This is a genomic window from Arthrobacter sp. NPDC055138, from assembly GCF_053607305.1.
Map to the genome: position 1 here is coordinate 1 of NZ_JBSGTH010000008.1, position 26625 is coordinate 26625.

Sequence of the window (26625 nt, forward strand, 5' to 3'; positions counted from 1 at the left end):
GAAACCGCCGCCACGGGGGCGGCCGCCCGGGACAAGGCGACCGGCAACGGGGCCGCCGGCCAGGGCCACTGCACCTGCTGCGGCGCGAACACCACTGCCTCGGTCGCAGTCACCGCGCCGCTGACCACGCTGCTCGGGCTGGCCGAAGACCCCGGCGAACTCACCGGCTACGGACTCATCCCGCCCGGCATGACCCGCCACCTCACCGCGCTGGCCAAATCCTGGCTCCTCGTGCTCACCGACGACTGCGGCCAAGCCGTCGCCGCCGCCAAAGACCTGCGCATCCCGCCCGAATGGCTCAAACGCCTCGTCCGGCTACGCGACCGGCACTGCCGCGACTTCGGCTGCACCGTCCCCGCCGACCAATGCGAGATCGACCACACCATCGCCTGGGAAGACGGCGGCAAAACAGTGGCCGAGAACCTCGGCGCCCGCTGCAAACCCGGCCACAAAACCAAACACCACGGCGGCGGCACCGTCACCCAAGACAAGGACGGCACCCTTCACTTCACCACCCGCTCCGGCCACACCCACACCACCACCCCCGACGAAGGCTGGGCCATCACCTACCCCACAGCCGAAGACCAACCCAGCAACACAACCAGCCCCGGAAAAAGCGCAGCAGGACAGCCCGCCGACGCAGAGGATGGCGAACCATGCGACGACACGCCGACGCCCTTCTGATGAAAGCAGCGCGGCGCTGCCTATCCACGGGGTTGCTTATCAGGGGAGCGGGGTGTCGCTCCGGGACGTGCCCCAGCCTGCCGGACCAAGGCTCCCGGCCTCATACTCTTCCAGCGGCACCACGTCATTTTTCCAAGCATTGAGGACTGGTTCGACAATCCGCCAGCAGTCTTCGGCGATGTCTCCGCGGACAGACAACAGTGGGTCGCCGTGCAGGACGCCTTCCAGGACTTCGCCGTAGGGCAGGAGGTCTGCGGCGTGCAGATCTGCCGCCAGCACAGCCCGGTCCAGTGTGAAGAGGTCACTGGGGCCGTTAACATCGATCTCCAACTGCAGGGTTTCGGGCCCGAGGCCGATCCTCAATCGAGTCGGCGAGTCGACGCCCTTAAATCCTGCAGGCAGGTGATTGACCGGCTTGAAGGTGATGATGACTTCCTTTTTCGGCTCGGCCAGCGCCTTGCCCGAGCGCAGGATGAACGGCACGCCCGCCCAACGGCTGTTGTTGATGGAAACCTCAACTTCAGCAAGGGTTTCTGTTTTCCGAGAGGGGTCCACGCCTTGTTCTGAGGTGTAGTCGGGTATGTCACGGTCGCCGATGCGGCCTGCGGTGTAGCGGGCCCGCCGGGTGCTTTTGGCGAAATCGGGGTTGACGCTGGCGGCCCGCATCACGCTGCCGATGTGGTCGCGCAGGTCTCGCTCCTTGAGGGTGGCCGGTGGGTTCAAAGCCGTCAGCGCCATGACCTGCAGCAAGTGGCTCTGGATCATGTCCCGCAATGCCCCGGCGCCGTCGTAGTAGCGGGCGCGCCCCTCCAGGGCCAGGGATTCGTCGTAGAAAATCTCCACTTTGGCCACATGTTCATTGCTGAGCAGCGGTTCCAAGAGGCGGTTGGCGAAGCGCAGACCCAGGATGTTGAAGACGGTCGCCTTGCCCAGGAAATGGTCCACCCGGTGGATATGGTCTTCCGGCACCAGCTTCAGCAGCATCTTGTTCAGCAACTCAGCCGACTCGAGGCTGGTGCCGAACGGTTTCTCCAGCACCAGACGGGTCCCCTCCGGCACCTCCTCGGGCCGGAGCACTTCGCACGCTTTCTGGCTGACGGCCGGCGGCAGGGCGAAGAACACAGCCACCGGGCCCTCCAACTCCGCCAGCAGCTTGGCCAGAGCGCCCTCGGCGGTCACATCCACCGAGTGGTATTGAGTGTCTTGCTGGATGTCGAGCAGTTGCTGCCGACCGTCGTCGTTCGCGGCACCAGCACAGGAATCGAAGGCGCCGCTGACGCGTTCCTGCCATCGTGAGGAGTCCCAGCCATCGGAGCCGGCGCCCACCAGCTTCAGTCCGGTGGTTTTGCCCTGAGCAATCAGCTTGCCCAGCCCAGGCAGCAGCAACCGCCCGGTCAGATCGCCGGAGGCCCCGAGGATGAGCAGTGTCCGGATCTGCATGGGCCCGCTGGCATAGGGGGAGGAGACGTCCTTGGTCTGGGTTTGTTCAGCGCTCACGATTCCCACCTTGCCATGGCCGCGACCCGGAGGGAACGGTACCGGAGGCAGGTGCAGGGACGGCGGTCTACAGACCTGTGTGGTCCAGCCTCCGCAGTAGGGCAATCAAAGGACGGCGCGACTGAGGCCACCGCCAGTTGATACCCTTAAGAGCTGAACTCCGGCGTAGCCCGGGGATTGTGAACCAGATCGACGAAAGTAGACACGGCGCGTGTTCAATTCACTCTCTGACCGGTTGACCTCAACCTTCAAGAATCTGCGCGGCAAGGGACGCCTGTCCGAGGCCGACGTCGATGCCACCGTGCGCGAAATCCGGCGTGCCCTGCTTGACGCCGACGTCGCCGTGCCCGTGGTGCGCGAGTTTACCGCCCATGTGAAGGAACGCGCCCTCGGCGAGGAAGTCTCGGGCGCCCTGAACCCGGGCCAGCAGGTCGTCAAGATCGTCAACGACGAACTGGTCAACATCCTCGGCGGCGAGACCCGCCGCCTCAAGCTGGCCAAGAACCCGCCGACGGTGATCATGCTCGCCGGCCTGCAGGGCGCCGGTAAGACCACGCTGGCGGGCAAGCTGTCCAAGTGGCTCAAGGGCCAGGGCCACAGCCCGCTGCTGGTCGCCGCCGACCTGCAGCGCCCCAACGCCGTGACCCAGCTTCAGGTCAACGGCCAGCGCGCCGGCGTGCCCGTCTTCGCCCCGCACCCGGGCGTCCAGTCCGAGTTCGATTCGGTGACCGGCGATCCGGTGGCCGTTGCCCGCGACGGCATCGCCGAAGCGCGGCAGAAGCTCTACGACGTGGTCATCGTGGACACCGCCGGCCGGTTGGGCGTCGATGCCGAGATGATGCAGCAGGCCGCGGACATCCGCGCCGCCATCAACCCGGACGAAGTCCTCTTCGTGATCGACGCGATGATCGGTCAGGACGCGGTCAATACCGCGCAGGCGTTCAACGAGGGTGTCAACTTCACCGGCGTCGTCCTTTCCAAGCTCGACGGCGATGCCCGCGGCGGTGCGGCGCTTTCCGTCGCGTCGGTGACCGGCAAGCCCGTGATGTTCGCATCCACCGGCGAGAACCTGGACGATTTCGAGATCTTCCACCCGGACCGGATGGCCAACCGCATCCTGGACATGGGCGACATCCTCACCCTGATCGAGCAAGCGGAGAAGTCCTGGGACAAGGGCGAAGCCGAGCGGATGGCGCAGAAGTTCGCCGACCAGGAAGACTTCACGCTGGACGACTTCCTCGCCCAGATGCAGCAGATCCGCAAAATGGGCTCGATGAAGAAGATGCTCATGATGATGCCCGGCGCCGCCAACATGCGCCAGCAGCTGGAGAACTTCGACGAGCGCGAGATCGACCGGGTGGAGGCGATCGTCCGCTCGATGACCCCGCACGAGCGTGTTGCGCCGAAAATCCTCAACGGTTCCCGCCGCGCCCGCATCGCCAAGGGCTCCGGCGTCCACGTCTCCGAGGTCAACGGCCTGCTGGAACGCTTCGGCCAGGCCCAGAAGATGATGAAGAAGATGGCGCAGGGCGGCGGCATTCCGGGTATGCCTGGCGTGGCTGGCCCCGGCGGCTTCGGCGGCGCACGCAAGAAGCAGCAGGCCGCCAAGGGCAAGAAGAAGACCCGCTCCGGCAACCCGGCCAAGGCGGCGCAGGAACTGCGCGAGGCCGAGGAGCGGCGCAAGAACAAGGCATCGGTTCCGGCCGGAAGTGCCTTCGGCGCCCCGCAGGACGGACAGGACTTTGATCCGTCGGCGCTGAACCTGCCTAAGGGCTTCGAAAAGTTCCTCGGCAAGTAGTCCGCCAGAATCCAATCGCATGATGAGTGCCCCGCCGGTGAAGTCCGGCGGGGCACTTGGCATGTAGGGGGAAGGTAAGCTGGGTTGCTGAATCGTTTCGGCGACGACGAGGGCCGTGAAGCCCCACCGGCGAGGCAGCGCAGCGAAGGAGTTTTGTGGCAGAGCAGGCACACAGCGGCGTGGACCGCCCGGCCGGAAGGCGGCAGGCCGCCGTCGTGGTCATCGTACGCAGCGTCGGCGGTGCCGTGGTGCTGGTGAACGGCGCCGCCGGCCCCGCGCTGCCGGCTGCTGCAGTGCGGCCGGGCGAAGACCCGCGGTCCGCTGCGTCCCGAGTGCTCGCCGAATGCTCCCTGCCGGTGCCGCCGGGGCGCATCTTGGCGCTGGACTACCAGCCTGTGGCTCCAGCGGCGGCCGAAGCCATCACCTTTGTGTACGACGGCGGGACGTACGACGGCGGTGAGCTCGCCGCGGGTGCCGGGGGACAGGCCGTCTTCCTCCCGGTGGAACAGGCCGAAGCTGTCTTGGACAGCGCGCAGTCCGCCCAGCTGGCCGCCGGTCTCCGCGCCCATGAACTGCTCACCGTGGTGGAACTGCGCAACGGGCAGGTGCTGCGGACAGCGCAGTCCCGCGTGCCGGAACGCGAGCTGGCGCCGCAGGTCTGGGAACATGAGCCAGCGGCCGGCTCGAAAGGAACTGTCGGGTCCGGCGTCTAGTATTTCTCCCATGGCATTCGGCAGCGGAGAGCGGGTGGTCTTTGTCCACGGCACGGACAGCTTCGGTGCAGCGGCCTGGCCGCACCAGCACCGGCTGGCCGGACGCTACGACTGCCTGTTCCTCCGCCGCCATGGGTTTGACCTGCAGTCCGACCCGCTGCCGACCGACTTTGATGAAGACAACCGGATCGTCGGCCGGCATCTCGGCGAGGGCGCCCATGTGGTGGCACATGCGCAGGGTGCCGTCGCGGCCATGATGGCCGCCGTGGAGCACCCGGACAAGGTGCATTCGCTGACGCTGTTCGAACCGGCATGCTTATCCCTGACCGCCGATTTGCCGGCCACCCGGGCCTACCGCCAACGGCTGGAGCCATTGTTCGCTGCCCGTGGTGAGCTGACCGACGAGGAGTACCAGCGAGAGTTCGTCCGGCTGGTGGTCGGGGCCGAAGCGCTGCCGCTGACCACCGCGGCCGACCGGGCACAGGCCACGCGGGAACGGCTGCAGGCTCCGCCGTGGAACGCGCCGCTGCACATTGTCCCCGGCCTGCCCACGCTGGTGGTCACTGGCGGCTGGGAGCCGCTGTATGAGGAAGTGGCCCACTACCTGTCCGGCACCGGCGCCATCCACCGCCACGCCGGCGGGCACCACCGTCCGCAGGACACAGCCCAGGGCCATGCGCTGCTGGAAGCCTTCCTGGCCGGCAAGGCACTGCCGAACTGACCGGAGGATTTCCGCCCGTCGCTGCGCAGCCGGACCGACCAGAGGTTGCTAGCGTTGAGCTATGAACCAAACAGGCTGGGAACCGGCGTCCGGACAACTGTGGTGGCCATGGCCGCTGGACGAGGCCGGAGTGGCGGCACTGCAGCAGCAACTCACCAACCGGTCCCTGCTGGGCGCCTTCGCCGGCGGAGTCCCGCAGCCCGGCGACAGCGTGGTGTCCCTGCTGCTGGCCGTCAATCCGGAGCAGCGCGCGGCGGTCTTGGATACCGCCGGCAAGGCGGTACCGGGCCCGGACGTCGCGGCCCTGGTCCGCGGGCTCTCCGCCGATCTAGGGGCGGCTGTGGAGATTGACGGCGTCGAATACGAGGCGCCGGCACCGGAAGCCGCGCTGGAGCTGGAAGCCGTGCCCGAGCCGGACGACACCGAAGAGTTCGAAGCGCCGGATGCCGCCGAACTGCGCACCGTACTGGTGGGAAAGTTCCGGCGCGAGGATCTGATGATGTTCGGTGCACTCAACGGCGTGGAAGTCCACGTTTTGGAGTCCGGGAAGGGAAGCACTGACCAGCCTGCGTCCGAGCAGCGCATCGTGCTGATCCACGGCGAGGCGGCGCCGGGGCTCTACAACTGGCCGGCCTCCGCCAAACCCATCGTGGCGTTGATGGATCTGGACGGTTTCCGTGCGGTGGAGGCATGGCTGCCGGGAACCCGCCGCGACCCGGATACCAGTTTCTGGCACGCTTGGGAGGGGCCGGCCAAGCCGTTCCCGTCGGCCTCCCGCGCCGACGCCGAGGCACTGCGGCTGCTCGGCCGGATTGTGCATCCCGAAGGACCCGATCCGCGGCGGCTCAGCGAAGTCCTCGGACTGGAGCCGGGCGCCGTTCAAGGACTGCAAGAGCTGATGGCCTCGCCGGATGAGCCGGGGATCTTGGCCCGCGCCGGTCAACTCCTGGAACTGCCGCCGGTCGCCGCCCGGCTGGCCGAAGGATCTCTGCCGCCTGACAGGGTGCCCGGAATGGAGACCCTCCCGGTCCAATCAATCGGCAAAGCTCTGCTGGAACTGGCCAGCACGCCCGCCGAAGGGAGGGGGCCGCTGGCCGCCTGGCAGCGCGCCGTCGTCGCACGCCCCGGCATGTTGGCTGGCAGCGCCGCCGCCGCGGCCGCCGGTGCCGCGCTGCTGTTCCGGGCCGCGGGCCGGAAACCGGCCAGCGCCCGGTTGCTGCGCGCCGGCGCCCTGGGCCTGGTACTTCAGGCCGCCAGCGACGTTGCGTTGGGCAGCTACCTGGCTTACCGTCGGCGCCGCTGATTCCCGGAAACCCCGGCCAGCCGTTCGACGGCGTCGAGTCCGGCCTCCGTGCCGGGCCAATGCCGGCGCAGCGGATCCGGTCCCGCCGACCGAACCATCGCGCGCAGCAGCCAGGCGGCCACCAACACGTCGTCGGCGTAGCCGAGCACCGGGACGAAATCGGGAACCAAGTCGATGGGTGAGGCCAAATAGGCCAGCAACAGGAGCGGCAGCAGTCGCGTCCGGACCGGCAGTTCCGGGTCTGCCGCCAGCCGGCGCAGCAGACGTAGCAGATCGGGCAACAGGCGCAAGGCGTCCCGCATTCGGACGGTGTCCGGATGACGCCGCGCGTACCCCCACAGGGCCAGGAGCAACAGGGCATACAACAGCGCCAGCCCGCCGGCCACGGCGAGGACGGGTTCCCACCATTGCATCGCGGCATCCTGACTCGAAGTGACTCTTAGGAATCAGGTTACCGGCCCGGGACACGGCCGGATCGGCTGGACCGGCGTCGAAATCAGCTACCAGTCCGCCCGGGGGCGTTCGTCCATGCCGGGGGAGTAGCGTGGCCTTCACCCCCGAAACGGGGGACTGGAATAAACATGAAGCTTCAAGTATTATATTTACATGAACTTTCAAGTAAACCCCCAGGACCTGCTCTCCGCCGACCTCAGCATGGGCACCGTGATGCTCAAGGTGGGGGACATGAAGAACATGACCAACTACTACCAGCAGGCTCTGGGACTGGACCCTGTTTCCGAGGGACTCGGCGGGGTTTTCCTGGGCCGCGGCACCACGCCGCTGCTCCACCTGGCTCCGGCCAACGGGCTGCAGTTGCCGTCCCGCGGAGAGGCCGGACTTTTCCACACTGCCTTCCTGTTCGAGAACCAGTCTGACCTGGCGGCCACCGTGGCCACCGCCGCGCAGACCGATCCCTCCCGCTTCACCGGCAGCGCCGACCACCTGGTCAGCGAGGCGTTCTATTTCACCGACCCGGAGGGCAACGGCATTGAGCTCTACTGGGACCGCCCGCGCGACCAGTGGTCGTGGAACGAGACCGCCGAGGGCAAGGAAGTTCACATGGACAGCCTGGCTCTGAATCCGCAGACCTACCTGCAGAGCCACCTGACCGAGGAGTCGCTCGCCAGCCAGCGCCAGTCCGGCGCCGGCATCGGCCACGTGCACCTCCAGGTCGGCGACACCAACATCGCCGAAGAGTTCTATGTGAAGACCCTGGGCTTCGAGCGCACCGCCGGCTGGCATGGCCAGGCGCTGTTCGTCGCTGCCGGCGGCTACCACCACCACATGGCCATGAACGTCTGGAACAGCCGCGGCGCAGGCCCGCGCAAGGACACCCTGGGTCTGGGCGAAGTGCTCATCCATGTGCCTACCGACGACGAGGTGGGCGCCTTGGCCGAGCGGCTGACCAGCGCCGGCGTCTCGCATCACCACACCGGCGCCGAGCTGCGCTTCGAGGATCCGTGGCGCAACCAGCTGCGCATCGCCGTCGGCTAAGCGGAAATCCGCCCGCTGCGGCTAGGCTGAAAGAGAACCATCGGTCTAGCCGCGGAAGGGCTTGCACATGTCCGGAACCACCGAAATCTTCGTTGCCACCCACGATGCCGCCGTCCGGCGCGCCGCGGAACTCGAGGCCAGCGTCGAATCCCGCGGAGAAACCGACGGGCCCATGGCCGCGGTCGGGGATGCGCCCAGCCTCCGGCTCAATGGCGTCACCGACCTGGAGGTTGAGATCCTCGGCGGCCTGGCCGCCAAGGCGGTCGGAGCCGCCGGCGGCGAGTCGCTGGACATGGCCGACGTCTCCAGCGACTACCTGATGGTGGCCTCGGACGGCATGGTCCAGTCGCTGGCTGAACTACTGACCCACACCGACGACGCCGGTGCCTCCTTGATCCCGGAGGTCGCCGCGCTGTGGGCTGCCGAAGAGGACATGCCGTTCAGCGGCGAGATCGCCGAGGACCACGTCCGCCGGATCGCGGAACTGGCGTCGCAGGCCGAGCAGGCCGAACGCCAGCAGCTCTACGTCTGGTCCAGCACCGCCGAAGCCTAAGCTGCGTTGGCCGGCCCGCCCAGTGGTGCGCCCCTCCGGTGGTCGACCAAGTGAGCGCCAGCGATTGCCGCGCCCGGTGGTCGACCAAGTGAGCGCCAGCGAACGCGTGGAGACCCGCCAGCGAACGCGTGGAGACAGCGCAAAACCCAAGCACCGCCGTCGAGTCGCGCGGATTGGTTCCTATCTGGCACAATAGACAGGTACTCGATCTGCGCGGCCCCTCTCTCCGTGTATGCATCTTGTCCTTTGAACCCCAACCATGGCCCGCCCCACGGGAGCAGACATACGGGTTCGCCCATTTTCAGAACCAGGAGTGACCACAACAGTGGCCGTAAAGATTCGCCTTAAGCGCTTCGGTAAGAAGTTCTCTGCCCACTACCGCGTCGTTGTCATGGATTCCCGCGCCAAGCGCGACGGCCGTGCCATCGAAGAGATCGGGCAGTACCACCCGACCGAAGAGCCCTCGTTCATCGAGATCAACTCCGATCGCGCTCAGTACTGGCTCGGCGTCGGCGCCCAGCCGACCGAACAGGCTGCAGTCCTGCTCAAGATCACCGGTGATTGGCAGAAGTTCAAGGGTATTGAGGGCCAGGAAGGCACTCTCAAGACCAAGGAAGCCAAGGAAGCCTTCGTGGCTCCCGAAAAGGGCTCCGTGATCATCCCCGAGGCCATCACCCCGAAGGCCAAGAAGGAAGAAGCTGCCGAGGCTCCGGCCGAGGAAGCTGCAGACGAAGCCGAAAAGGCTGAGTAATGCTGGCTGAAGCGCTCGATCATCTGGTCCGCGGGATCGTTGACAGTCCCGAGGACGTCAAGGTCACGCAAAAGAACAACCGCCGCGGTGACATCATCGAGGTGCGTGTTCATCCGGAGGATCTGGGCCGCGTCATCGGCCGCCAGGGCCGCACCGCCCGCGCACTGCGCACCGTGGTGAACGCCTTGGCCGATGAGCAGGTCCGCGTCGACGTGGTGGACACCGACCGCCGACGCTGATCCGGATCGGCGCTGCCCGGCGTCATGCCAGGCACCCATTCCATAACCTCCGGCCCCTGTACCAGCTAATGGTCCAGGGGCCGGACGTTTTTCACCCCACGGACGTTTTTCCTCAAGGAGTCTGCATGCAGCTACAAGTTGCCCGGATCGGCAAACCCCACGGCATTCGGGGCGAGGTCACCGTACAGGTACTGACCGATGCTCCGGCTGACCGCTTCGTGCCCGACGTCGAACTGACCGTGGAGCCGGCGAGCCTCGGGCCGTTGACTGTGAGCAGTGCCCGCTGGAATAAGGACATCCTGCTGCTGGGCTTCCATGAAGTCTCGGACCGTAACGGTGCCGAAGAACTCCGCGGCGCCAAGCTCTTCATCGATACCGACGACGTCGAGGACGACGACGATGCCTGGTACGAACACGAACTGGTCGGGCTCGACGTACGCGTGGGGGACGAGGTAGTGGGCAAAGTGTCAGGATTGAACACCATGCCGGCCCAGGACCTGCTGGTGGTGGAAAACGTCAAGGGCGAGGAAGTCCTGGTGCCCTTCGTCGAAGCCATCGTGCCGGAGGTCGATGTGGAAGCCGGTTTCGTCCGGCTCACGCCGCCGGCCGGGCTGTTTGAGCTGAACTCGCCCGACGCACAGGAAACCCCCGACGACGGCGAGGGGGAGCGCTAGGTGCGCATCGACGTCGTCAGCATCTTTCCGGAGTATCTGGCAGCGCTGGATCTGTCGCTGATCGGCAAAGCCCGGCAGGACGGACTCCTGGCGTTGAAGGTGCATGACCTGCGCGACTTCACCACCGACCGCCATCGCACCGTGGACGACACCCCGTACGGCGGCGGTGCCGGCATGGTGATGAAGCCCGAACCCTGGGCTCAAGCGCTCGAATCGCTCGTCACCTCCCCGGTCGTCGACCAAGTGAGCGCCAGCCCGGTGGTCGACCAAGTGAGCCACTCCCCGGTGGTCGACCAAGTGAGCGCCAGCGAACGCGTGGAGACCCAGGCAGAGCCGACCTCCCCGGTGGTCGACCAAGTGAGCGACTCCCCGGTGGTCGACCAAGTGAGCGCCAGCGAACGCGTGGAGACCCGGGCAGAGCCGACCTCCCCGGTGGTCGACCAAGTGAGCGCCTCCCCGGTGGTCGACCAAGTGAGCGCCAGCGAACGCGTGGAGACCCGCGTGAAGACTTCCGCCGAGCCCGCGCCGCACGCTGCCCGCCCGATCCTGATCGTTCCCTCGCCCGCCGGCGAGGTCTTCAACCAGGCCCTTGCCTACGAACTCGCCCTTGAGGACCATCTGGTCTTCGCCTGCGGCCGGTATGAAGGCATCGACGAGCGTGTCCTTGAGTGGGCCGCTGAGCACTTCCGGGTGCGCCCGGTTAGCCTCGGCGACTATGTGCTCAACGGGGGAGAAGTGGCCGTTCTGGCCATGGTTGAAGCCGTGGGCAGGTTGGTGCCCGGCGTGGTCGGCAATCCCGAATCTCTGGTGGAAGAGTCGCATTCGGACGGGCTGCTGGAGTACCCCGTCTACACCAAACCGTCGGACTGGCGCGGCCGCGGCATTCCGGAGGTGTTGCTGAGCGGCAACCACGCCAAGATCGCCCGGCACCGCCGCGACGAACAACTGCGCCGCACCGCCGAACGCCGCCCGGACCTGATTCAGGCGCTGGATCCGGAGACGCTGGATAAGGCGGACCGTGCCACCCTCGGTTCGCTTGGTTACGTCATCACCCCGACGCAGATCCGGCCGGTTGCGTCGGAGTCAGGGGTTGCCGTCGAGGCGACCCCGCACACCCCCTGATCTCGTAGCCAGGGGGAGATCTGCCCGCCACGTAAGGGATTGCTGCCCCCGACCTGGCAGCTAGGCCCAGATCTCGGGGTCAGCCCCAGAGATCGTAGCCGCCAACGACCTCGCAGCCAGGCTCAAAGCTCGTGGCCATCTCTGGGCCACGGCGCCGTCACCGGACCACGGCGCCGTCCCCGGCCTTGCAGCGGCCGCAGACGTCGGAGCCGGGACCGGATCGCCGAGGAATTAGAGCTTCGGCCGCGCCATGTGGCAAAATAGAGGATTGTGTCCGCTGGGCGCGATCCTGCCACAGGGGGAGCGCTGCCAACAGCTGGATTCGTCGGCCGCCGATTCCCGGACGGGCCGGTTCTTGAATTTCGGCAGCGACTGTTGCAGGGTACGCCCTGACCGTCGCGCCGTAACCAAAGTGAATGACCTGTGGCGTTCACCAGGAGTGAGAAATGCATATCCTCGACTCTGTCGACGCAGCATCCCTGCGCGACGTTCCCGAGTTCCGCGCCGGCGATACCGTCAAGGTGCACGTGAACATCATCGAAGGCAAGACCGCTCGTATCCAGGTTTTCCAGGGTTACGTGATGGGCCGCCAGGGCCATGGTGTCCGCGAGACCTTCACCGTCCGCAAGGTTTCCTTCGGCGTGGGCGTGGAGCGTACCTTCCCGGTACACTCCCCGATCATCGACCACATCGAGGTCGTAACCAAGGGCGACGTTCGCCGCGCCAAGCTGTACTACATGCGCAAGCGCCACGGTAAGGCTGCCCGCATCAAGGAGAAGCGCGACTTCGGCACCGCCAAGTAAAGCTGCCCACAGCAGCTTCTTGACTTAGGCAGTGCAGCAAATCTCTGGCTCCCCGGACACTTCCGGGGAACCGCCAAGACGCCGGCCCGGACTTCCGGGCTGGCGTTTTGTGTTGGCCATCGTGGTCTGCGCGGTCGTGCTCAGTGCCATCGTGCGGGCAACGCTGGTGGACGTTTACTACATCCCCTCCGGTTCCATGGAGCCGCTGCTGGAGACCGGAGACCGGGTGCTGGTCTCGCGCACCGACTACCACTTCGGTGAAATACGGCGCGGCGATCTGGTGGTCTTCGACGGCCGCGGCTCGTTCGCGCCGTTCAACAGCGGCAACTCCCCGTTTGTGGATCTCCTGCAGCAGGCCGGCCAGTGGCTCGGCGTTGCCGGCAGCGACACCATCTACGTCAAGCGCGTGATCGGGCTGGCGGGGGACACTGTCAAATGCTGCGGTCCGGACGGCCGCCTGCAGGTCAACGGTGAAGCGGTGCAGGAGGATTATATTTTCGACGGCGACGCGCCCAGCGATATGGAGTTCTCCGTCGAAGTGCCCAAAGATAGATTGTGGTTGATGGGGGACCATCGCTCCGCCTCGGCGGATTCCCGTGCCCTCCTGGGGGCGCCCGGCGGGGGTATGGTTCCGGTTGAGCGGGTCATCGGCCGGCCGCTGAGCATCATCTGGCCGCTGGACCGGACGGCCGGTCTGGACCGGATACAGTTGGGTTCCCAGCCGGCGGACCAGCCCGCGGAGAATTGAGGATAGTGAGCATGAATCAGGACGACCCGAAGGACACTGGCGGGTACCAGCCGGACGCCTCCGGGCCGCAGAAACGCGATCGCACAAACCGCGAACGCAAGAACACCGGGCGAAACTCGCTGTTGTCGTGGCTGAAGGAGATCGCCACGATCGTCGCGGTCGCCGTCGTCCTCTCATTCCTGATTAAGACGTTCCTCTTCCGTGCCTTCTTCATTCCGTCCACCTCAATGGAGGACACGCTGGAAGTGGACGACCGGATTTTCGTCAACCTGTTGGTGCCGCAGCCGTTTGCGCTCACCCGCGGCGACGTGGTGGTCTTCCAGGACGACCTCAGCTGGCTGCCTCCCAACGGGGAGCACAATGCCGGCAACTGGTTCCAGCAGTTCCTCACCTTCGTCGGCCTGATGCCCGACGCCTCGCAGCAGCACTTGGTCAAGCGCGTCATCGGCATGGGCGGAGACCATGTGGTCTGCTGCGACGCCGACGGCCGGATCTCGGTCAACGGCGAACCGCTGGACGAATCTCCGTATCTGGCTCCCGGCTCGGACAACACGCGGATCCCCTTCGACGTGACCGTGCCCGAGGGTAAAATCTGGGTCATGGGCGATAACCGGAATCATTCCGCGGACTCGCGCGAGCACCAGGACGAATCCTCGAAGGGCTTCGTTGACGTGGAATCCGTCGAGGGCAAGGCCAGCGTCATCGCCTGGCCGCTGGACCGCCTGAGCTTCCTAGGAAACTATCCGGAAGTGTTCGACGGCGTTCCGGCACCTTCCGCGGCGGCCGGCGCCGAGCCGCCCGCCATCACCCGTCAGAACGAGTCCCCGTGACATCCAAAGCCCCCACGCTGCGTTTTGAGCGTTCGTTCGTCGAGGCCGGACACCGCCTGGTCGCCGGTGCGGATGAAGTGGGCCGCGGCGCCCTTGCCGGTCCGGTCAGTGTAGGGATGGTGGCCATCGACGCGACCTCGGCCAAGCAGATCCGCGGCGTGCGGGACAGCAAGCTGCTCACCCCGGCCGATCGCGTGGCCCTGGTGCCCAAGATCCAGAAATGGGCGCTGGCCTACGGCGTGGGCCACGCCAGCGCCGCGGAGATCGACACGCTGGGCCTGATGGCGGCCATGCGGCTCGCCGGCGCCCGCGCCTGGGGACAGGTGGTGGAAACCGCCCGCCCGGACATCGTGATTTTGGATGGGAACCACGACTGGCTCTCGGCCGGAGAGCCGTCGCTGTTCGACGACGTCGCCCAGCCGGGCTGCGACGCCCCGGTCCTGACCCGGATCAAGGCGGACCTGCAGTGCCTCAGCGTGGCCGCAGCCAGTGTGCTGGCAAAGGTTGAGCGCGACGCCATGATGACCGGCTATGCGGCCGAATATCCTGAGTACGCTTGGGAGATCAACAAGGGCTACGCCACGGCCGCACACCGCGCGGCCCTGCTGGGCGTCGGCCCCTCCAATCTTCACCGCCGGAGCTGGCGGCTGACCCCGGAGCAGCCGCTGATGCCCGCGGTTGACATCGCCAACTAAACACCGCCAGCCAATCTGGGGCAGGATGGACACATGAGCGCCGAAGACCTTGAAAACTATGAAACCGATATGGAGCTGCAGCTCTACCGGGAGTACCGCGATGTCGCCGGCCTGTTCAGCTACGTTGTGGAGACGGAGCGCCGCTTCTACCTGGCGAACCACGTTGACCTGCAGGCACGGTCGGCCGACGGCGAGGTCTACTTCGACCTGACCCTGCAGGACGCGTGGGTCTGGGATGTCTACCGCTCCGCCCGGTTCGTGAAGTCCGTCCGCGTGATCACGTTCAAGGACGTCAACGTCGAGGAGCTGACCAAGAACGACGACCTCACCCTGCCCAAGGACGGCCTCGGCGGCTGAGCTTAGCTGCCGAACTACTGGGCACGCCGGCGGTCCGCGCGTTCCCGCAGCAGGCTGAATGCAACGACGGCGGTGCAAAGGTACAGCGGTAGGGTCACGGCAAGCGCGGGGCCGTTCAACTCCAGTTCCACACCCGTCGCGCCTGCCCCCAACAGGATCCGGTTGACGGTCAGGAATGCCAGGTGTGCGCCGATGCAGGTCCAGATACTTGACGACACCGTGGCTTCGCGGGCGAAGATCAGCAGCATGCTGAAGCCGGCCAGCATGGCGTAGTAGGTCAACGCTCCCTCTTCGGCGGGCTCGGGTGAGGGGAGCGGTGCCGAGCCGGCGAGCCCGCTCAGCAGGGCCTGCAAACCTAGGGCAATCGGCGGGAGTGCCAAAAACGCTGCGGTGGCCAGCAGAGCTGCGACGCCGCGGGAGCAGTGCGACCGCAGTGCCGTGAGGGCGTAGCCGCGGATGGATAGTTCTTCGGGCAGCGCTTCCAACAGCAGGGCGATCGCCGTGTTGACAGCCAAGAATGTCAGGAACTCCAGTGGATCGAAGCCGATCCAGCTAATGCCCCTGATCAGGGACACCGCGGCGACGATAAAAGCGCCGCAGCCGGATACGACGGCCGCGCCCAGCAGTAGGGAATTCACGCTGGTCCGAAGGCCGGTGAGCCCGATCCCAGACGAACGTCTTCTGTCCCACCGGAGGCGAAGTAACAGTATGGCCGGCACCACTACGACCGAAACCAACGCCGCCGGAAGCAGCCTTTCGACAAAGCTCCTGCCATCACCCAGCCACGCCGTCAGCAGCCCGGCCGCAGCCAGCGCAACTGCCATCACCAGCACGGCAGCGGCAGCCCGCAGAAAGGGCACAGGCAGCGGCGTGCGCGCAGTGGCAAGGAAAGGCTGGGACATCGCAAGCGATCCTGCCATCGTCCGCCTCCAACCGCAATGCGGAACGAACGGACCGGGAGATCCTTGACCGCTGAGTAGTCGTGCATTGTCCTGCAGACATAGCGAAGCAGAACCATGCATCGTCAGGCCACGCCGGCAGAAGGCGGGAGCAGCCAGCCAACGGAGATCAGTGAGACGCCAGCGGCTCTTCCTGACTCGCCCTTCACAGGCTCTCTCCCATTGCGGCCTGTCCACATTCGGGCCCTTCGTTCCGCCCTCCACTGATGCACCCCACCAAGCTGGAGAGTATGAGAGCGAAGGATGAACTCGGGCGGCGCGGCGAGGAGATGGCCGCGGCCTATTTGGCGGGCGCCGGGCAGCGGGTGATCGACCGCAACTGGCGCAGCCCGGACGGGGAGTTGGACCTCATCACCGTGGACGGGGCGTCCATCGTGGTCTCCGAGGTGAAGACGCGCCGCAGCACCGACTATGGGCACCCCTTCGAAGCCATCACCAGCGCCAAGGTCCGGCGGCTCCAATCTCTTGGGCACCAGTGGCTGCACGACCACGGTATGGCAGGCACCGCCATGCGGGTGGACGCCGTGGCGGTGCTCTACGGACAGGCCCGCTGGCCCGTGATCGAGTACCTGAAGGACGTCGGCTGATGGGGCTCGGGCGGACGTTCTCCGTCGCGCTGGTGGGTCTAAACGGTCACATCGTGGAGGTCGAAGCGGACATCGGACAGACCCTTCCGGCGTTCGTGCTTCTGGGGTTGCCGGATGCGTCCCTGTCCGAAGCCAAGGAGCGGATCAAGGCCGCCGCGAAGAATGCCGGTGTCCCGCTCAGCCGACGCAAGATCACTGTCAATTTGGTTCCGGCCTCGCTGCCGAAAAAGGGATCCGGCTTTGATTTAGCCATCGTTCTGGCAGCCCTTCAAGCCGCGGACGACATCCGCCCCACCGGCCGTACGGTATTCCTGGCCGAGCTCGGGCTGGACGGACGGCTCCGGCCGGTGAGCGGGGTCCTGCCGGCCGTCATGGCAGCTGTGGACTCGGGATATTCGCAGGTAGCCGTCGCCGCGGCAAACGCCGAGGAAGCCGCTCTGGTGCCGGGCGCGGAAGTACGCAGCTTCGAGACGCTGGCCGAGGTGCTCCTGGCCTTCGGAGCGGATCTCGACCGGCTCAGCCTTGCCGCGCCGGGACCGCGGTTGGAACCAACGGCGGCTGCCGTTGCCCCTGCCGGTCCGGCGCCGGATTTGGCAGACGTGGCGGGCCAGCACGAAGCCCGGACGGCTTTGGAAGTGGCCGCCGCGGGCGGGCACCACCTGCTGCTGGTCGGCCCGCCCGGCGCTGGGAAGACCATGTTGGCCGAACGCCTACCCGGGATCCTGCCCGACCTGCCTGACCATCACGCCATGGAGGTCACCGCCATCCACTCGCTGAGCGCCACAGCGGCGCCGCTCACCGAACTGATCCGGCGCCCGCCCTATGAGAGCCCCCACCACACGGCCACCGCCGTTTCCATCGTAGGCGGCGGCTCCGGCCTGCCCCGACCGGGCGCCGCCTCAAGGGCTCATCGCGGCGTGCTTTTCATGGACGAGGCGCCGGAGTATGACCGGCAGGTGCTCGACGCCCTGCGCCAACCGCTGGAAAGCGGAAAGCTGGTGGTGCACCGGGCCGCCGGAAGCGCTGCCTACCCGGCACGCTTCCAACTGGTGATGGCGGCCAACCCTTGTCCGTGCGGGCTGTCCGGAGGCAAGGGGCTGGACTGCACCTGTACGGCCGATCAGAAGCGCCGCTACTTTGGCAAGCTCTCCAATCCCTTGACCGACCGCATCGACCTGCAATTAACCTTGCAGCGTCTGACGGTGGGAATGATGGCCGCCGGCACCGGCCGGGAGAGCAGCGCGGTCGTCGCCGGCCGGGTCGCCACTGCCCGAATGGCCCAGCAGGAGCGGCTTCGCCGGTGGGGGTTCGGACTGAATTCGGAGATCAGCGGGGAACTGCTGACCGGCAAACTGCGGCCATCACCGGCTGTCACCCGCGACCTGGACCGGGCGATGGAGAAGGCCGTGCTGACCGGGCGCGGCTATACCCGGGTCCTGCGCGTGGCTTGGACGCTGGCAGACCTAGCCGGCTTGGATCAGCCGGACCGGGACGCGGTCAGCACCGCGCTGACCTTCCGCCAACAGGTCAAGGCGGCCTGAGCATGCTTTCCCCACGAGCGTCGACGACCAGCTACCAGGAGATGACTAGAATGACGCAACTGCCCTCCGACGACGAGCGGCTGGCCCGGGCGGCGCTGTCCCGGCTGATGGAGCCGTCGGACTGGATCGGCCTGGCCCTGGTTGCCGTTGCCGGCCCCTTCGATGCCTTGCGCATCGCCACCGGACAGGTGAGCGCCGGGCACGGTCTGCAGGCAGAGCTGCTCAGGATCCTGGACCGACAGGCCGCGACGGGTACCACGCAACCACTGTCAGATGCCTTGGAACGCTGGGCGCCGCGGATCAAGGATCTGGCGCCGGAACGCGACCTCGCTGTCGTGGGCAGACTCGGCGGCGCGCTGCTCATTCCCGGAGACGCCGTCTGGCCAGCAGCCCTGGCCGACCTCGGGCTCGGAGAACCGCTCTGCCTCTGGGCACGAGGCAGGTTCACAGACGGCATTCCGGCGGTCGGAACAACGGTGGCTGTCGTCGGCTCCCGTGACAGCACCAACTACGGCAACCAGGTGACAGGCGACATCAGCAGCGGACTCGTGCAGCGGGGGTACTGCGTCATCTCCGGCGGCGCCTACGGAATTGACGCCCAAGCTCATCGATCGGCACTAGCAGCGGACGTTGACCACGTCCCGACCATGGCAGTCACGGCCGGCGGTCTGGACCGTTACTACCCGGCAGGCAACGAGGAACTGCTCCGGGCCATTGCCAGCCAGGGGATCCTGCTGGCCGAGGTGCCGCCCGGTGCGGCACCAACGCGTTGGAGATTCCTGCAAAGAAACCGGCTGATAGCAGCGCTGGCGGCGGCCACCATCGTTGTGGAAGCGCGTTGGCGCTCCGGCGCTCTGAACACGGCGCACCACGCCGCGGGACTAGGCCGGGGCGTGGGCGCGGTTCCTGGATCCGTCTACAGCGCGAACTCGGCCGGTACACATCGGTTGCTGCGCGACGGCAGCGCAACGGCCATTACCGACGCGGCGGAAGCTGCCGAACTCGCTGGACCCGTTGGAACCGCCCTCGAATCGGGAACTCAGGAAACGTTGGCGGACCACGACGGTCTCGGCGTGGACGACTTGCTGCTGCTGGACGCCCTGCCGGTTCGCCGCGGAAGCACCGTGGACAAGCTCGCCACAGTCGCCGGAATCCCGGTCCGCACCGTGCTGGCGGGCCTCGGGCGGCTGGAAGCTGCGGGGCTCGCGGTGCAGGACGCCGGTGGCTGGCGGCGGGGGAGGAGGGGCTGAAGGCCGGACAGCGAGACCTGTGGGTGACGATCAGGCGGACGACGACAGAACCGGCGGGCGGATTCGACGCGGTCGGGATACAAAGATCGGGACCATGCCGTGCGCCTGCTTGAGTTCGTCGGGCCCGGACAGCAAAGTGAAGGGATGAGCTCTGCAGATAATCCCGAAGTGCAGGGCACAGACCCACTTCCGGGGGCTTTGGATACGGCTCTGGACGGCTTCGCCCGCTATCTGAGTGCTGAACGTGCCCGGTCGGAACACACCGTTCGGGCCTACCTGACCGACGTCCGGCACCTGCTTGGCTACGCGGCGGAGGCTGGTGCCACAACGCTCTCGGACATCACCCTCGGGACCCTGCGCTCTTGGCTCGGTGCGATGAACGGCGCCGGCATGGCCAGGTCCACGCTGGCGCGGCGCACTGCGACGGCGCGCAGCTTCATGGCTTGGGCGCTGCGGGAGGAGCTCATCCGCGCCGACCCATCGCTTCGGTTGAAGGCACCCAAACGCAACAGTTCGCTGCCGACCGTGCTGCGGCCGGCCCAGGTGGACGAGTTGTTCCGCACCCTCGCAGAGGAAGCAGCCGACGGCCAACCGCTGCCGCTGCGCGACCGGGCGATGATCGAACTGCTCTATGCCACCGGGATCCGGGTCAGTGAATTGGCTGGCCTCGACATCGACGACGTCGACAACGAACGGCGGACCATCCGGGTATTGGGCAAAGGCAACAAGGAGCGCACCGTACCGTTCGGGCTGCCGGCCGCCGTCGCCTTGGATGACTGGCTGCGTCGCGGGCGCCCCAAACTTGTTGGGGGAGACAGCGGCCCGGCCGCGTTCCTGGGCCAGCGGGGGAAACGGGTGGACCCGCGGCAAGTACGCTCAGTGTCGGCCAGGCTGTTCGCACTGCTGGGCGATACGTCGGCCACAGGGCCACACGCGCTGCGGCACAGCGCGGCCACACACCTGCTGGACGGGGGAGCGGATCTGCGTGCCGTGCAGGAAATTCTGGGTCACAGCACCCTGGCCACCACACAGCTCTACACCCACGTCTCGGTGGACCGGCTGCGGCGCAGCTACCAGCAGGCGCACCCTCGGGCTTAGCCCCTGGCTAGCCGGCGCCAATGGTAGCGGGAACGATGAGTCGGGACCAGACATCCAGCAACCCGAACAGGCCTGCTGGGGCCGAATCCGCGACACGCAATGGCACATTGGTAGTTACACTGGCGCAATTAGCCGCCGTACGGCACAATGAGGATCGAAAGCGTCGGAAACAGCAGTACTGACATGTTCCATCTGTCGCAAGGCTGAAGGTCGTTGGGGAAGACGTACCTACAGCAAATGGAGGATGGGATGTCTGTTGTGATGACTCGTGGCGTGCTGTTTGTGCATTCAGCACCTTCGGCATTGTGCCCTCATATCGAGTGGGCCGTCGGGTCGGTCGTGGATAAGCGAACCGATCTCGAGTGGACCGCTCAACCCGCCGCGCCCGGAATGTACCGGGCCGAGCTGTCGTGGGTCGGGCCCCAAGGGACCGGCGCCATGCTGGCTTCTGCCCTGCGCGGCTGGGCGCACCTGCGCTATGAAGTGGCCGAAGAGCCGAGCCCCGGCGTCGACGGCGGCCGCTGGTCGCACACCCCCGAACTCGGGATTTTCCACGCGATGACGGACGTCCACGGCAACGTCATGGTGAGCGAAGACCGCATCCGCTACGCCTACGAGGCCGGTGCCGGCGATCCCGCCGCCGTCTACCACGAACTGTCCCTCGCCCTGGGCGAGGCCTGGGACGAAGAACTCGAGCCGTTCCGCCATGCAGCCGAAGGCGCCCCCGTGCGCTGGCTGCACCAAGTCGGCTAACCGCGGGCTTCAACCCCTCCTCCAACAACGCAAAAGGGAGGGCGACCGGTAAACACCGGCCGCCCTCCCTTTCGTGCTGCCCGCGGGCGGCACACTCAACTACTAGACGTTGCGGAACACGACGACGGCGTTGTGTCCGCCGAAGCCGAAGGAGTTGTTCAGCGCAATGATGTCGCCCTGCGGCAGATCGCGGGCCGAGGTGACCACGTCAAGCGGGATCTCCGGATCCTGGTTGTCCAGGTTGATCGTCACCGGTGCGCGGCGTTCGTAGACGGCCATCACGGTCATGACGGACTCCACGGCGCCCGATGCGCCGAGCAGGTGGCCGGTTTGCGACTTGGTGGCGGAGACAGCCACGTTGGAAACATGGTCTCCCAGTGCGGCCTTCAGCGCGGTGTACTCCGGCTTGTCGCCCACCGGGGTGGAGGTGGCGTGGGCATTGACGTGCACTACGTCGGTTGCCTGCGCCCGGGCGTCGAACAGGGCCGCCTTCAGCGCCCGCGTGGCACCCAGTCCCTCGGGGTCCGGCGCGGTGATGTGGTAAGCGTCGGCGGTGACGCCGGAGCCGGCCAGTTCGGCGTAGATGCGGGCGCCGCGGGCCAGAGCATGTTCCTCGGCCTCCAGCACCAGAGCACCGGCGCCTTCGCCCATCACGAAGCCGTCGCGGTCCAGGTCATAGGGGCGCGAAGCGTGCTCGGGGTCATCGTTGCGCTTGGACAGCGCCTGCATGGCGCTAAAGGCGGCGATCGGCATCGGGTGGATCGCAGCCTCGGCACCGCCGGTCATCACGACGTCGGCTTTGCCGGCGCGGATCAGTTCGATGCCCATGGACATCGCCTCGGTTCCGGAAGCACAGGCGGAAACCGGGGTGTGCGCGCCGGCGCGGGCGCCTAGGTCCATGCTGACAGCGGCAGCGGGGCCGTTGGGCATCAGCATCGGAACCGTCATCGGCAGCACGCGGCGGGGGCCGCGGTCACGCAGCGTGTCCCAAGCGTCGAGCAGCGTCCAGACGCCGCCGATGCCGGTAGCGAAAGCCACGGCTAGCCGGTCGTGGTCCACCTCTTCGATGCCGGAATCCTTCCAGGCTTCGCGCGACGCGACGACGGCGAACTGGGTGGAGGGATCCATCCGCTTGGCTTCGACCCGGGTCAGTACTTCGTCGGGGCGGTTGCTGGCCTTGGCGGCGAACGTCACCGGCAGCTCGTACTTGGCCACCCAATCATCTTCGAGGGTATGGGCCCCGGAAACGCCCTTGAGGGCATTGCGCCACATCGTGGGGACGTCGCCGCCAATCGGGGTGGTGGCGCCGAGGCCGGTGATGACTACTTTGCGTGCCATTGATTCAGTCTCTCAATAGTGATTGGGCGATAAATCTGGTGCGGCGGCCGGACTGGGGGATCACCCGCCGGCCGCCGATTCCCGGGCGGGCCCGGGCAACGCGGAACTAAGCCTGGGCGTTGACGATGAAGTTGACGGCGTCGCCGACGGTCTTGAGGTTCTTGACCTCTTCGTCCGGGATGCGCACGCCGAACTTTTCCTCGGCGTTGACCACAATGGTCATCATCGAGATGGAATCAATGTCCAGGTCATCGGTGAAGGACTTGTCCAGCTCGACAGCCTCCGGGGCCAGGCCGGTCTCTTCGTTGACGATCTCGGCCAGACCGGCCAGGATTTCTTCGTTGCTAGCCATGGTGGCTCCTTTTCTTGTGCTGCCGGACGGTGTCCGGACGGGGTTTCAAGCCGCGTTTTGCGGCCTGGTTCTGGTGGGAATGTAGGGGAGGGCCCAACTACCGCAAGGCAGTCTACGGCAGGACGATGACCTGCGCGCCGAACACCAGGCCGGCGCCGAAGCCGATCTGCAGCGCCAGGCCGCCGGAGAGCGCGGGGTTCTCCTGCAGCAGGCGGTGGGTTGCCAAGGGGATCGAAGCGGCCGAGGTGTTGCCGGCGTCGGCAATGTCGCGGGCGACGACCACGCTCTCGGGCAGCTTCAGCTGCTTGACCATCTCGTCGATGATGCGCATGTTCGCTTGGTGCGGGACGAAGGCGGCGAGGTCTTCCGGCTGCAGGCCGGCGGCTGCCAGCGCCTGCTTGGCCACCTTTGCCATTTCCCAGACGGCCCAGCGGAACACCGACGGCCCGTCCTGGCGCAGCGTCGGCCAGAGCTTGGTGTCCTTTTCGTCAAAGGTGTCGGAGACGGCGGACAGCGAGCCGGCGGCCTCGGCGGCCAGCGACAGTTCGCGCACCGAATTGAGCGAGTGGGTCATGCTGATGGTGTCCCACTTGCTGCCGTCCGAGCCCCACACCGGCTTGCTGATGCCCGGGATGTCGGAGGGGCCAACGACGACGGCGCCGGCGCCGTCGCCGAGCAGGAAGGAGATGGTCCGCTCGGTGTTGTCGATGACGTCGGAGAGCTTCTCCGCGCCGACCACCAGTACATAGTCGGCGGTGCCGGACCGCACCAGGGCGTCGGCCTGGGCAATGCCGTAGCAGTAGCCCGCGCACGCGGCGGAGATGTCGAAGGCGGGGGCCGGGGTGGCGCCCACCCGGTCGGCCAGCGCGGCGGCGGCTGACGGCGTGGCGTACGGATGCGACACGGTGGAGACGATCACCGCTCCGAGTTGGTCGCCGGTGATGCCGGCCTGGGCCATGGCTTCCTTGGCGGCGCCTTCGGCCATGTCCAGCACGGAGGTGTTGGCGTTGGCGCGGTGGCGGGTGACGATTCCGGTCCGCTGGCGGATCCATTCGTCGGAGGAATCGATCCACTGGCAGACGTCGTCGTTGGTGACGATGACGTCGGGACGGTAGGCGCCGATGCCCAGCACGCGAGAGAAGTCGCGGAGCGGGGTCTGCTGGATAACGGGGGTGCTCACTTCTCGGATTCTCCAGACATGCTGTTCAGGACGGGGGTCTGTTCGGTGTGTTCGGCGATGAAGGCCCGGGCTGCGTCCAAGTCCTCCGGCGACTTCAGCGACATGGTGGCCACGCCCTTCATGCCGCGCTTGGCCAGTCCGGCCAGGGTGCCGGCCGGCGGCAGCTCCAGCAGGCCGGTGATGCCGACGGACAGCATCTTCTCCATGCACTTGTCCCAGCGGACCGGGCGGGAGACCTGGGCGATCAGGCTGTCCAGGTTCTCTTCGCCGCCGACGACGGGTTCGCCGTCGTAATTGGAGAGCAGAGTCAGTGACGGCATCGCCGGCTTCAGCTGCGGGCGCAGGTTCTCCAGGGCGCTGACCGCGGGGGCCATGTGCTCGGTGTGGAAGGCGCCGGCGACCTTCAGCGGGATGACCCGCGCCTTGGCGGGCGGGTTCGCAGCGAACGCCTGCAGTTGCTCCAACGTGCCGGCGGCAACCGTCTGGCCGCCGCCGTTGGCGTTGGCCGGGGTCAGGCCGGCGGCCTCGATGGCGGCCAGCACTTCGTCCGGATCGCCGCCGAGTACGGCGCTCATGCCGGTGGGGGTCTGCGCGGCGGCACGGGCCATGGCGTTGGCCCGCTCGCGCACAAAGTTCATTGCATCGTTCTCGGTCAGCGCGCCCGACACAGCGGAAGCGGTGATTTCGCCGACCGAATGACCCGCGACGACGGTGGACAGGTCCAGTGCCTCGTCGGCCGTGAGGGCGCGGGCAGCCAGCAGGCCGGCGGCGACGATCAACGGCTGGGCGATGGCGGTGTCCTTGATGGTCTCCTCATCGGACACGGTGCCGTGGGAGAGCAGGTCCAGCTGCGCGATGTCGCTGAGCAGCCCGAGGTGTTCGGCCACGCCGGGTACCTCAAGCCAGGGGCTGAGGAATCCGGGCGTCTGGGAGCCCTGGCCTGGGCAGACTATTGCAAGCACGTATTCAAGCTTTCCAAAGAGGAGATGGTTTCCACGGTGTTTCGGCACACGAAGCTCGCCGGACCGCTTTGTAGGAAGTCTACAAGGTAGTGTCGATTGCCGCAGGCTACTGCCGGGAGGAGGTGCGGTCCTTCGGGCTCCTCGCCGGAGCAATCAGGCGGCCCACGCCGAGCGCGGTCTGGAGCACAAAGGCCTCCCGCGGCAGCAGCGGGTCCCAGCCGGTCACGTCGCAGACCCGCCGGAGCCGGTAGCGCACGGTGTTGGCGTGGACAAACAGTTCGCGCGCGGTGGCTTCCAGCGAATGCCCCAGGGACAGGTAGCTGGAGAGCGTTTCCACCAGCCCGTTGCCGGCGTTGACCAGCGGAACGTAGATGTACTTGTAGAGGTCCCGGCGGGCAATATCGTCGCCGGACATCACCCGCTCGGGCCACAGGTCGTTGGCCGCCACCGGCCGCGGCGCGGCGGGCCAGGCCTTCGCGGCGCTGAGGCCGGCGAATGCGGCTTGCGCCGAGCTGCTGGCGTCCACCAGCGAGCGGGCCTCCGGTCCGTAGACCACCGGGCCGGGGCCGAAGAGGTCGGCCAGCCGGACGAACGCGGTGTCCTGGTCCGTCACCCCGCCTAGCACCAGGATCAGCCGGTCGCCCTGGATGCCCACCAGCGTGTCCGCGGCATAGCGGGAGCTGGCGCGGCGCAGTTCGGTCACGAAGCTGGGCCCCGGCTCGCCGGGGGAGCCGCCCACCATCACCGTGATGGGGCCGGTGGTCTTCCAGCCGACCGCGGCAATCCGGGAGCGCAGCGCATCGGAGCTTTCGCCGCGCAGGATCGCATCCACCACCAGCGCCTCCAGCCGGGTGTCCCACGAGCCGCGGGTCTCGGCGGCGCGGGCATAAACGTCCGCGGCGGCGAAGGCCACCTCGCGCGAGTAGCGGAGCACGGCTTCGCGCAGCTGGGCCTCGTCGCTGCCGCCGGCCAGGTCCGGGACTTCGTCCTCCACCGCTTCGACCACCACGCGGATCAGCTGCAGGGCGCGCTGCAGGCTGATGGAGCGGGTCAGCTCGGTGGGGGCGGTGCCGAACACGTCGTTCATTACCCAGGCGGGGGAGGTGGGGCGTTCGTACCAGGTGACGAAGGACGCGATGCCCTTCTGCGCCACCAGGCCCAGCGCGGACCGTTCATCCGGCCGCAGCCCGCGGTACCAGGGCAGGTCAGAGTCCAGCCGCTTCAGCGTGGCGGTTGCTAGGGCGCCGATTTTGGACCGCAGCCGCTCCAGGGTCTCGGGGTTGCCGGTGGCCGCGCGGTCGGCCTTCCGCCCTGCGGCGGCGCGGCGGCGCGCGGGGGCCGGGGTCGACGCCGGCTTCTTCCCGGCGGCCTCTGCAGGGGACCCGGCAACGGACTCGGCAGCGGCCTCCGCCGCGGCATCATCGGCTTGCTGCCCGGCTGCAGCCGCGGCCGCCGAGGCGGGCTGCGCAGGAGGCTGCGCGGCAGCTTTGGCGGTGTCGGTGCGGGCTTGGGGCATGCAATGAGCATACGCACTCGCCGGTGCAAGCTCCATTCGGTCTTTTGTGTGGTTCCTACTAAAACAGGCGGCGGGCCCGGCCGTGAAAGGCCGGGTCCGCCGCCTGG

General features: G+C 67.1%; 29 protein-coding genes. 21 read left to right on the top strand and 8 right to left on the bottom strand.

Annotated features, from left to right (window positions below; all coding sequences use genetic code 11):
- A partial coding sequence (locus ACWF5H_RS17395; RefSeq protein WP_452038423.1) for an HNH endonuclease signature motif containing protein occupies nucleotides 1-684 on the top strand: 684 nt, incomplete at its 5' end.
- Nucleotides 685-723: 39 nt separating this feature from the next.
- Here ACWF5H_RS17395 and ACWF5H_RS17400 read toward each other — a convergent pair.
- Nucleotides 724-2124, bottom strand: coding sequence for a glucose-6-phosphate dehydrogenase (locus ACWF5H_RS17400; protein ID WP_452038532.1), 1401 nt, complete (start codon nucleotides 2122-2124; stop codon nucleotides 724-726).
- Between the two features lie 268 nt (nucleotides 2125-2392).
- On the opposite strand from ACWF5H_RS17400, the gene ffh reads away from it, so the two are divergent.
- The 4 genes from ffh (at nucleotide 2393) to ACWF5H_RS17420 (ending at nucleotide 6716) form a co-directional block, all read left to right on the top strand.
- Nucleotides 2393-3979, top strand: a complete 1587-nt coding sequence (gene ffh, locus ACWF5H_RS17405; protein ID WP_452038425.1) for a signal recognition particle protein — start codon at nucleotides 2393-2395, stop codon at nucleotides 3977-3979.
- Nucleotides 3980-4134: 155 nt separating this feature from the next.
- Nucleotides 4135-4692, top strand: a complete 558-nt coding sequence (locus ACWF5H_RS17410) for an NUDIX domain-containing protein (RefSeq protein WP_452038427.1) — start codon at nucleotides 4135-4137, stop codon at nucleotides 4690-4692.
- Between the two features lie 10 nt (nucleotides 4693-4702).
- On the top strand, nucleotides 4703-5413 hold the full coding sequence (locus ACWF5H_RS17415; protein ID WP_452038429.1) for an alpha/beta hydrolase: 711 nt from the start codon (nucleotides 4703-4705) through the stop codon (nucleotides 5411-5413).
- Nucleotides 5414-5474: 61 nt separating this feature from the next.
- Complete coding sequence (locus ACWF5H_RS17420; RefSeq protein WP_452038430.1) at nucleotides 5475-6716, top strand: hypothetical protein; 1242 nt, start codon at nucleotides 5475-5477, stop codon at nucleotides 6714-6716.
- Here the strand turns inward: ACWF5H_RS17420 and ACWF5H_RS17425 are convergent.
- Nucleotides 6698-7129: a YkvA family protein gene (locus tag ACWF5H_RS17425; protein WP_452038432.1), complete on the bottom strand. Its 432-nt coding sequence runs from the start codon at nucleotides 7127-7129 to the stop codon at nucleotides 6698-6700. The two genes, ACWF5H_RS17420 and ACWF5H_RS17425, sit on opposite strands and share 19 nt — an antisense overlap.
- A gap of 193 nt (nucleotides 7130-7322) precedes the next feature.
- Here ACWF5H_RS17425 and ACWF5H_RS17430 point away from each other — a divergent pair, with 193 nt between their 5' ends.
- From ACWF5H_RS17430 to ACWF5H_RS17480, 11 genes are all read left to right on the top strand, one after another.
- On the top strand, nucleotides 7323-8210 hold the full coding sequence (locus tag ACWF5H_RS17430; protein ID WP_452038434.1) for a VOC family protein: 888 nt from the start codon (nucleotides 7323-7325) through the stop codon (nucleotides 8208-8210).
- Nucleotides 8211-8277: 67 nt separating this feature from the next.
- Nucleotides 8278-8763, top strand: a complete 486-nt coding sequence (locus ACWF5H_RS17435) for a hypothetical protein (protein ID WP_364650537.1) — start codon at nucleotides 8278-8280, stop codon at nucleotides 8761-8763.
- A gap of 325 nt (nucleotides 8764-9088) precedes the next feature.
- Nucleotides 9089-9514, top strand: coding sequence for a 30S ribosomal protein S16 (gene rpsP, locus ACWF5H_RS17440; RefSeq protein ID WP_364650768.1), 426 nt, complete (start codon nucleotides 9089-9091; stop codon nucleotides 9512-9514).
- On the top strand, nucleotides 9514-9753 hold the full coding sequence (locus tag ACWF5H_RS17445; protein ID WP_127514794.1) for an RNA-binding protein: 240 nt from the start codon (nucleotides 9514-9516) through the stop codon (nucleotides 9751-9753). Before rpsP ends, ACWF5H_RS17445 begins: the two co-directional genes overlap by 1 nt.
- A 125-nt stretch (nucleotides 9754-9878) precedes the next feature.
- Entirely contained in the window at nucleotides 9879-10427 is a 549-nt protein-coding gene (gene rimM / locus ACWF5H_RS17450; RefSeq protein ID WP_452038437.1) for a ribosome maturation factor RimM, read from the top strand.
- Nucleotides 10428-11549 carry a tRNA (guanosine(37)-N1)-methyltransferase TrmD gene (locus ACWF5H_RS17455; RefSeq protein WP_452038439.1) on the top strand — a complete coding sequence of 374 codons (1122 nt, stop codon included), beginning with the start codon at nucleotides 10428-10430 and terminating at the stop codon, nucleotides 11547-11549. It abuts the gene before it with no gap.
- A 446-nt stretch (nucleotides 11550-11995) separates the two neighbouring features.
- The gene (gene rplS, locus ACWF5H_RS17460) at nucleotides 11996-12352 is read left to right on the top strand and encodes a 50S ribosomal protein L19 (RefSeq protein WP_127514798.1); all 357 of its coding nucleotides are present in this window, start codon (nucleotides 11996-11998) and stop codon (nucleotides 12350-12352) included.
- Between the two features lie 31 nt (nucleotides 12353-12383).
- On the top strand, nucleotides 12384-13100 hold the full coding sequence (lepB, locus tag ACWF5H_RS17465; RefSeq protein ID WP_452038441.1) for a signal peptidase I: 717 nt from the start codon (nucleotides 12384-12386) through the stop codon (nucleotides 13098-13100).
- An 11-nt stretch (nucleotides 13101-13111) separates the two neighbouring features.
- Nucleotides 13112-13930 carry a signal peptidase I gene (gene lepB / locus ACWF5H_RS17470; protein ID WP_364650546.1) on the top strand — a complete coding sequence of 273 codons (819 nt, stop codon included), beginning with the start codon at nucleotides 13112-13114 and terminating at the stop codon, nucleotides 13928-13930.
- The gene (locus ACWF5H_RS17475) at nucleotides 13927-14625 is read left to right on the top strand and encodes a ribonuclease HII (protein WP_452038443.1); all 699 of its coding nucleotides are present in this window, start codon (nucleotides 13927-13929) and stop codon (nucleotides 14623-14625) included. The genes lepB (ACWF5H_RS17470) and ACWF5H_RS17475 overlap by 4 nt, the downstream gene beginning before the upstream one ends.
- A 33-nt stretch (nucleotides 14626-14658) precedes the next feature.
- Complete coding sequence (locus ACWF5H_RS17480) at nucleotides 14659-14982, top strand: DUF2469 domain-containing protein (protein WP_127514805.1); 324 nt, start codon at nucleotides 14659-14661, stop codon at nucleotides 14980-14982.
- A 14-nt stretch (nucleotides 14983-14996) separates the two neighbouring features.
- Here ACWF5H_RS17480 and ACWF5H_RS17485 read toward each other — a convergent pair whose 3' ends face one another.
- Nucleotides 14997-15620, bottom strand: coding sequence for a CPBP family glutamic-type intramembrane protease (locus ACWF5H_RS17485; RefSeq protein ID WP_452038445.1), 624 nt, complete (start codon nucleotides 15618-15620; stop codon nucleotides 14997-14999).
- A gap of 551 nt (nucleotides 15621-16171) precedes the next feature.
- Between ACWF5H_RS17485 and ACWF5H_RS17490 the strand changes: the two genes are divergently transcribed.
- The 5 genes from ACWF5H_RS17490 to ACWF5H_RS17510 all read left to right on the top strand — a co-directional run bounded on the left by ACWF5H_RS17490 (nucleotide 16172) and on the right by ACWF5H_RS17510 (nucleotide 21170).
- Nucleotides 16172-16528 (top strand): YraN family protein, encoded by a 357-nt coding sequence (locus tag ACWF5H_RS17490; protein ID WP_452038447.1) that lies wholly within the window; start codon nucleotides 16172-16174, stop codon nucleotides 16526-16528.
- Nucleotides 16528-18069 (top strand): YifB family Mg chelatase-like AAA ATPase, encoded by a 1542-nt coding sequence (locus ACWF5H_RS17495; RefSeq protein WP_452038449.1) that lies wholly within the window; start codon nucleotides 16528-16530, stop codon nucleotides 18067-18069. Before ACWF5H_RS17490 ends, ACWF5H_RS17495 begins: the two co-directional genes overlap by 1 nt.
- Nucleotides 18070-18110: 41 nt before the next feature.
- Nucleotides 18111-19319, top strand: a complete 1209-nt coding sequence (locus tag ACWF5H_RS17500) for a DNA-processing protein DprA (RefSeq protein ID WP_452038534.1) — start codon at nucleotides 18111-18113, stop codon at nucleotides 19317-19319.
- 144 nt (nucleotides 19320-19463) lie between these two features.
- Nucleotides 19464-20417, top strand: coding sequence for a tyrosine recombinase XerC (locus ACWF5H_RS17505; RefSeq protein ID WP_452038451.1), 954 nt, complete (start codon nucleotides 19464-19466; stop codon nucleotides 20415-20417).
- A 249-nt stretch (nucleotides 20418-20666) separates the two neighbouring features.
- A complete protein-coding gene (locus ACWF5H_RS17510) occupies nucleotides 20667-21170 on the top strand; it encodes a DUF3145 domain-containing protein (protein WP_353918298.1) in 504 nt (167 codons plus the stop codon).
- 102 nt (nucleotides 21171-21272) lie between these two features.
- On the opposite strand, the gene fabF is transcribed toward ACWF5H_RS17510, so the two are convergent.
- The 5 genes from fabF to ACWF5H_RS17535 form a co-directional block, all read right to left on the bottom strand.
- Nucleotides 21273-22508 (bottom strand): beta-ketoacyl-ACP synthase II, encoded by a 1236-nt coding sequence (gene fabF, locus ACWF5H_RS17515; RefSeq protein WP_452038454.1) that lies wholly within the window; start codon nucleotides 22506-22508, stop codon nucleotides 21273-21275.
- Between the two features lie 106 nt (nucleotides 22509-22614).
- A complete protein-coding gene (locus ACWF5H_RS17520) occupies nucleotides 22615-22860 on the bottom strand; it encodes an acyl carrier protein (protein ID WP_136786952.1) in 246 nt (81 codons plus the stop codon).
- Nucleotides 22861-22972: 112 nt separating this feature from the next.
- Nucleotides 22973-24040, bottom strand: coding sequence for a beta-ketoacyl-ACP synthase III (locus ACWF5H_RS17525; protein ID WP_127514827.1), 1068 nt, complete (start codon nucleotides 24038-24040; stop codon nucleotides 22973-22975).
- Nucleotides 24037-25002: an ACP S-malonyltransferase gene (locus ACWF5H_RS17530; RefSeq protein WP_452038457.1), complete on the bottom strand. Its 966-nt coding sequence runs from the start codon at nucleotides 25000-25002 to the stop codon at nucleotides 24037-24039. Before ACWF5H_RS17530 ends, ACWF5H_RS17525 begins: the two co-directional genes overlap by 4 nt.
- 106 nt (nucleotides 25003-25108) lie before the next feature.
- Nucleotides 25109-26518, bottom strand: a complete 1410-nt coding sequence (locus ACWF5H_RS17535) for a PucR family transcriptional regulator (RefSeq protein WP_452038459.1) — start codon at nucleotides 26516-26518, stop codon at nucleotides 25109-25111.
- Nucleotides 26519-26625 lie beyond the last annotated feature (107 nt).

Coding starts and splice junctions, on each gene's coding strand:
- ACWF5H_RS17400 (WP_452038532.1), bottom strand. CDS start 2,124: ATGCAGATCCGGACACTGCTCATCCTCGGGGCCTCCGGCGATCTGACC.
- ACWF5H_RS17415 (WP_452038429.1), top strand. CDS start 4,703: ATGGCATTCGGCAGCGGAGAGCGGGTGGTCTTTGTCCACGGCACGGAC.
- ACWF5H_RS17420 (WP_452038430.1), top strand. CDS start 5,475: ATGAACCAAACAGGCTGGGAACCGGCGTCCGGACAACTGTGGTGGCCA.
- ACWF5H_RS17425 (WP_452038432.1), bottom strand. CDS start 7,129: ATGCAATGGTGGGAACCCGTCCTCGCCGTGGCCGGCGGGCTGGCGCTG.
- ACWF5H_RS17430 (WP_452038434.1), top strand. CDS start 7,323: ATGAACTTTCAAGTAAACCCCCAGGACCTGCTCTCCGCCGACCTCAGC.
- ACWF5H_RS17435 (WP_364650537.1), top strand. CDS start 8,278: ATGTCCGGAACCACCGAAATCTTCGTTGCCACCCACGATGCCGCCGTC.
- ACWF5H_RS17445 (WP_127514794.1), top strand. CDS start 9,514: ATGCTGGCTGAAGCGCTCGATCATCTGGTCCGCGGGATCGTTGACAGT.
- rimM (WP_452038437.1), top strand. CDS start 9,879: ATGCAGCTACAAGTTGCCCGGATCGGCAAACCCCACGGCATTCGGGGC.
- rplS (WP_127514798.1), top strand. CDS start 11,996: ATGCATATCCTCGACTCTGTCGACGCAGCATCCCTGCGCGACGTTCCC.
- lepB (WP_364650546.1), top strand. CDS start 13,112: ATGAATCAGGACGACCCGAAGGACACTGGCGGGTACCAGCCGGACGCC.
- ACWF5H_RS17480 (WP_127514805.1), top strand. CDS start 14,659: ATGAGCGCCGAAGACCTTGAAAACTATGAAACCGATATGGAGCTGCAG.
- ACWF5H_RS17490 (WP_452038447.1), top strand. CDS start 16,172: ATGAGAGCGAAGGATGAACTCGGGCGGCGCGGCGAGGAGATGGCCGCG.
- ACWF5H_RS17495 (WP_452038449.1), top strand. CDS start 16,528: ATGGGGCTCGGGCGGACGTTCTCCGTCGCGCTGGTGGGTCTAAACGGT.
- ACWF5H_RS17500 (WP_452038534.1), top strand. CDS start 18,111: ATGACTAGAATGACGCAACTGCCCTCCGACGACGAGCGGCTGGCCCGG.
- ACWF5H_RS17505 (WP_452038451.1), top strand. CDS start 19,464: ATGAGCTCTGCAGATAATCCCGAAGTGCAGGGCACAGACCCACTTCCG.
- ACWF5H_RS17510 (WP_353918298.1), top strand. CDS start 20,667: ATGTCTGTTGTGATGACTCGTGGCGTGCTGTTTGTGCATTCAGCACCT.
- fabF (WP_452038454.1), bottom strand. CDS start 22,508: ATGGCACGCAAAGTAGTCATCACCGGCCTCGGCGCCACCACCCCGATT.
- ACWF5H_RS17520 (WP_136786952.1), bottom strand. CDS start 22,860: ATGGCTAGCAACGAAGAAATCCTGGCCGGTCTGGCCGAGATCGTCAAC.
- ACWF5H_RS17535 (WP_452038459.1), bottom strand. CDS start 26,518: ATGCCCCAAGCCCGCACCGACACCGCCAAAGCTGCCGCGCAGCCTCCT.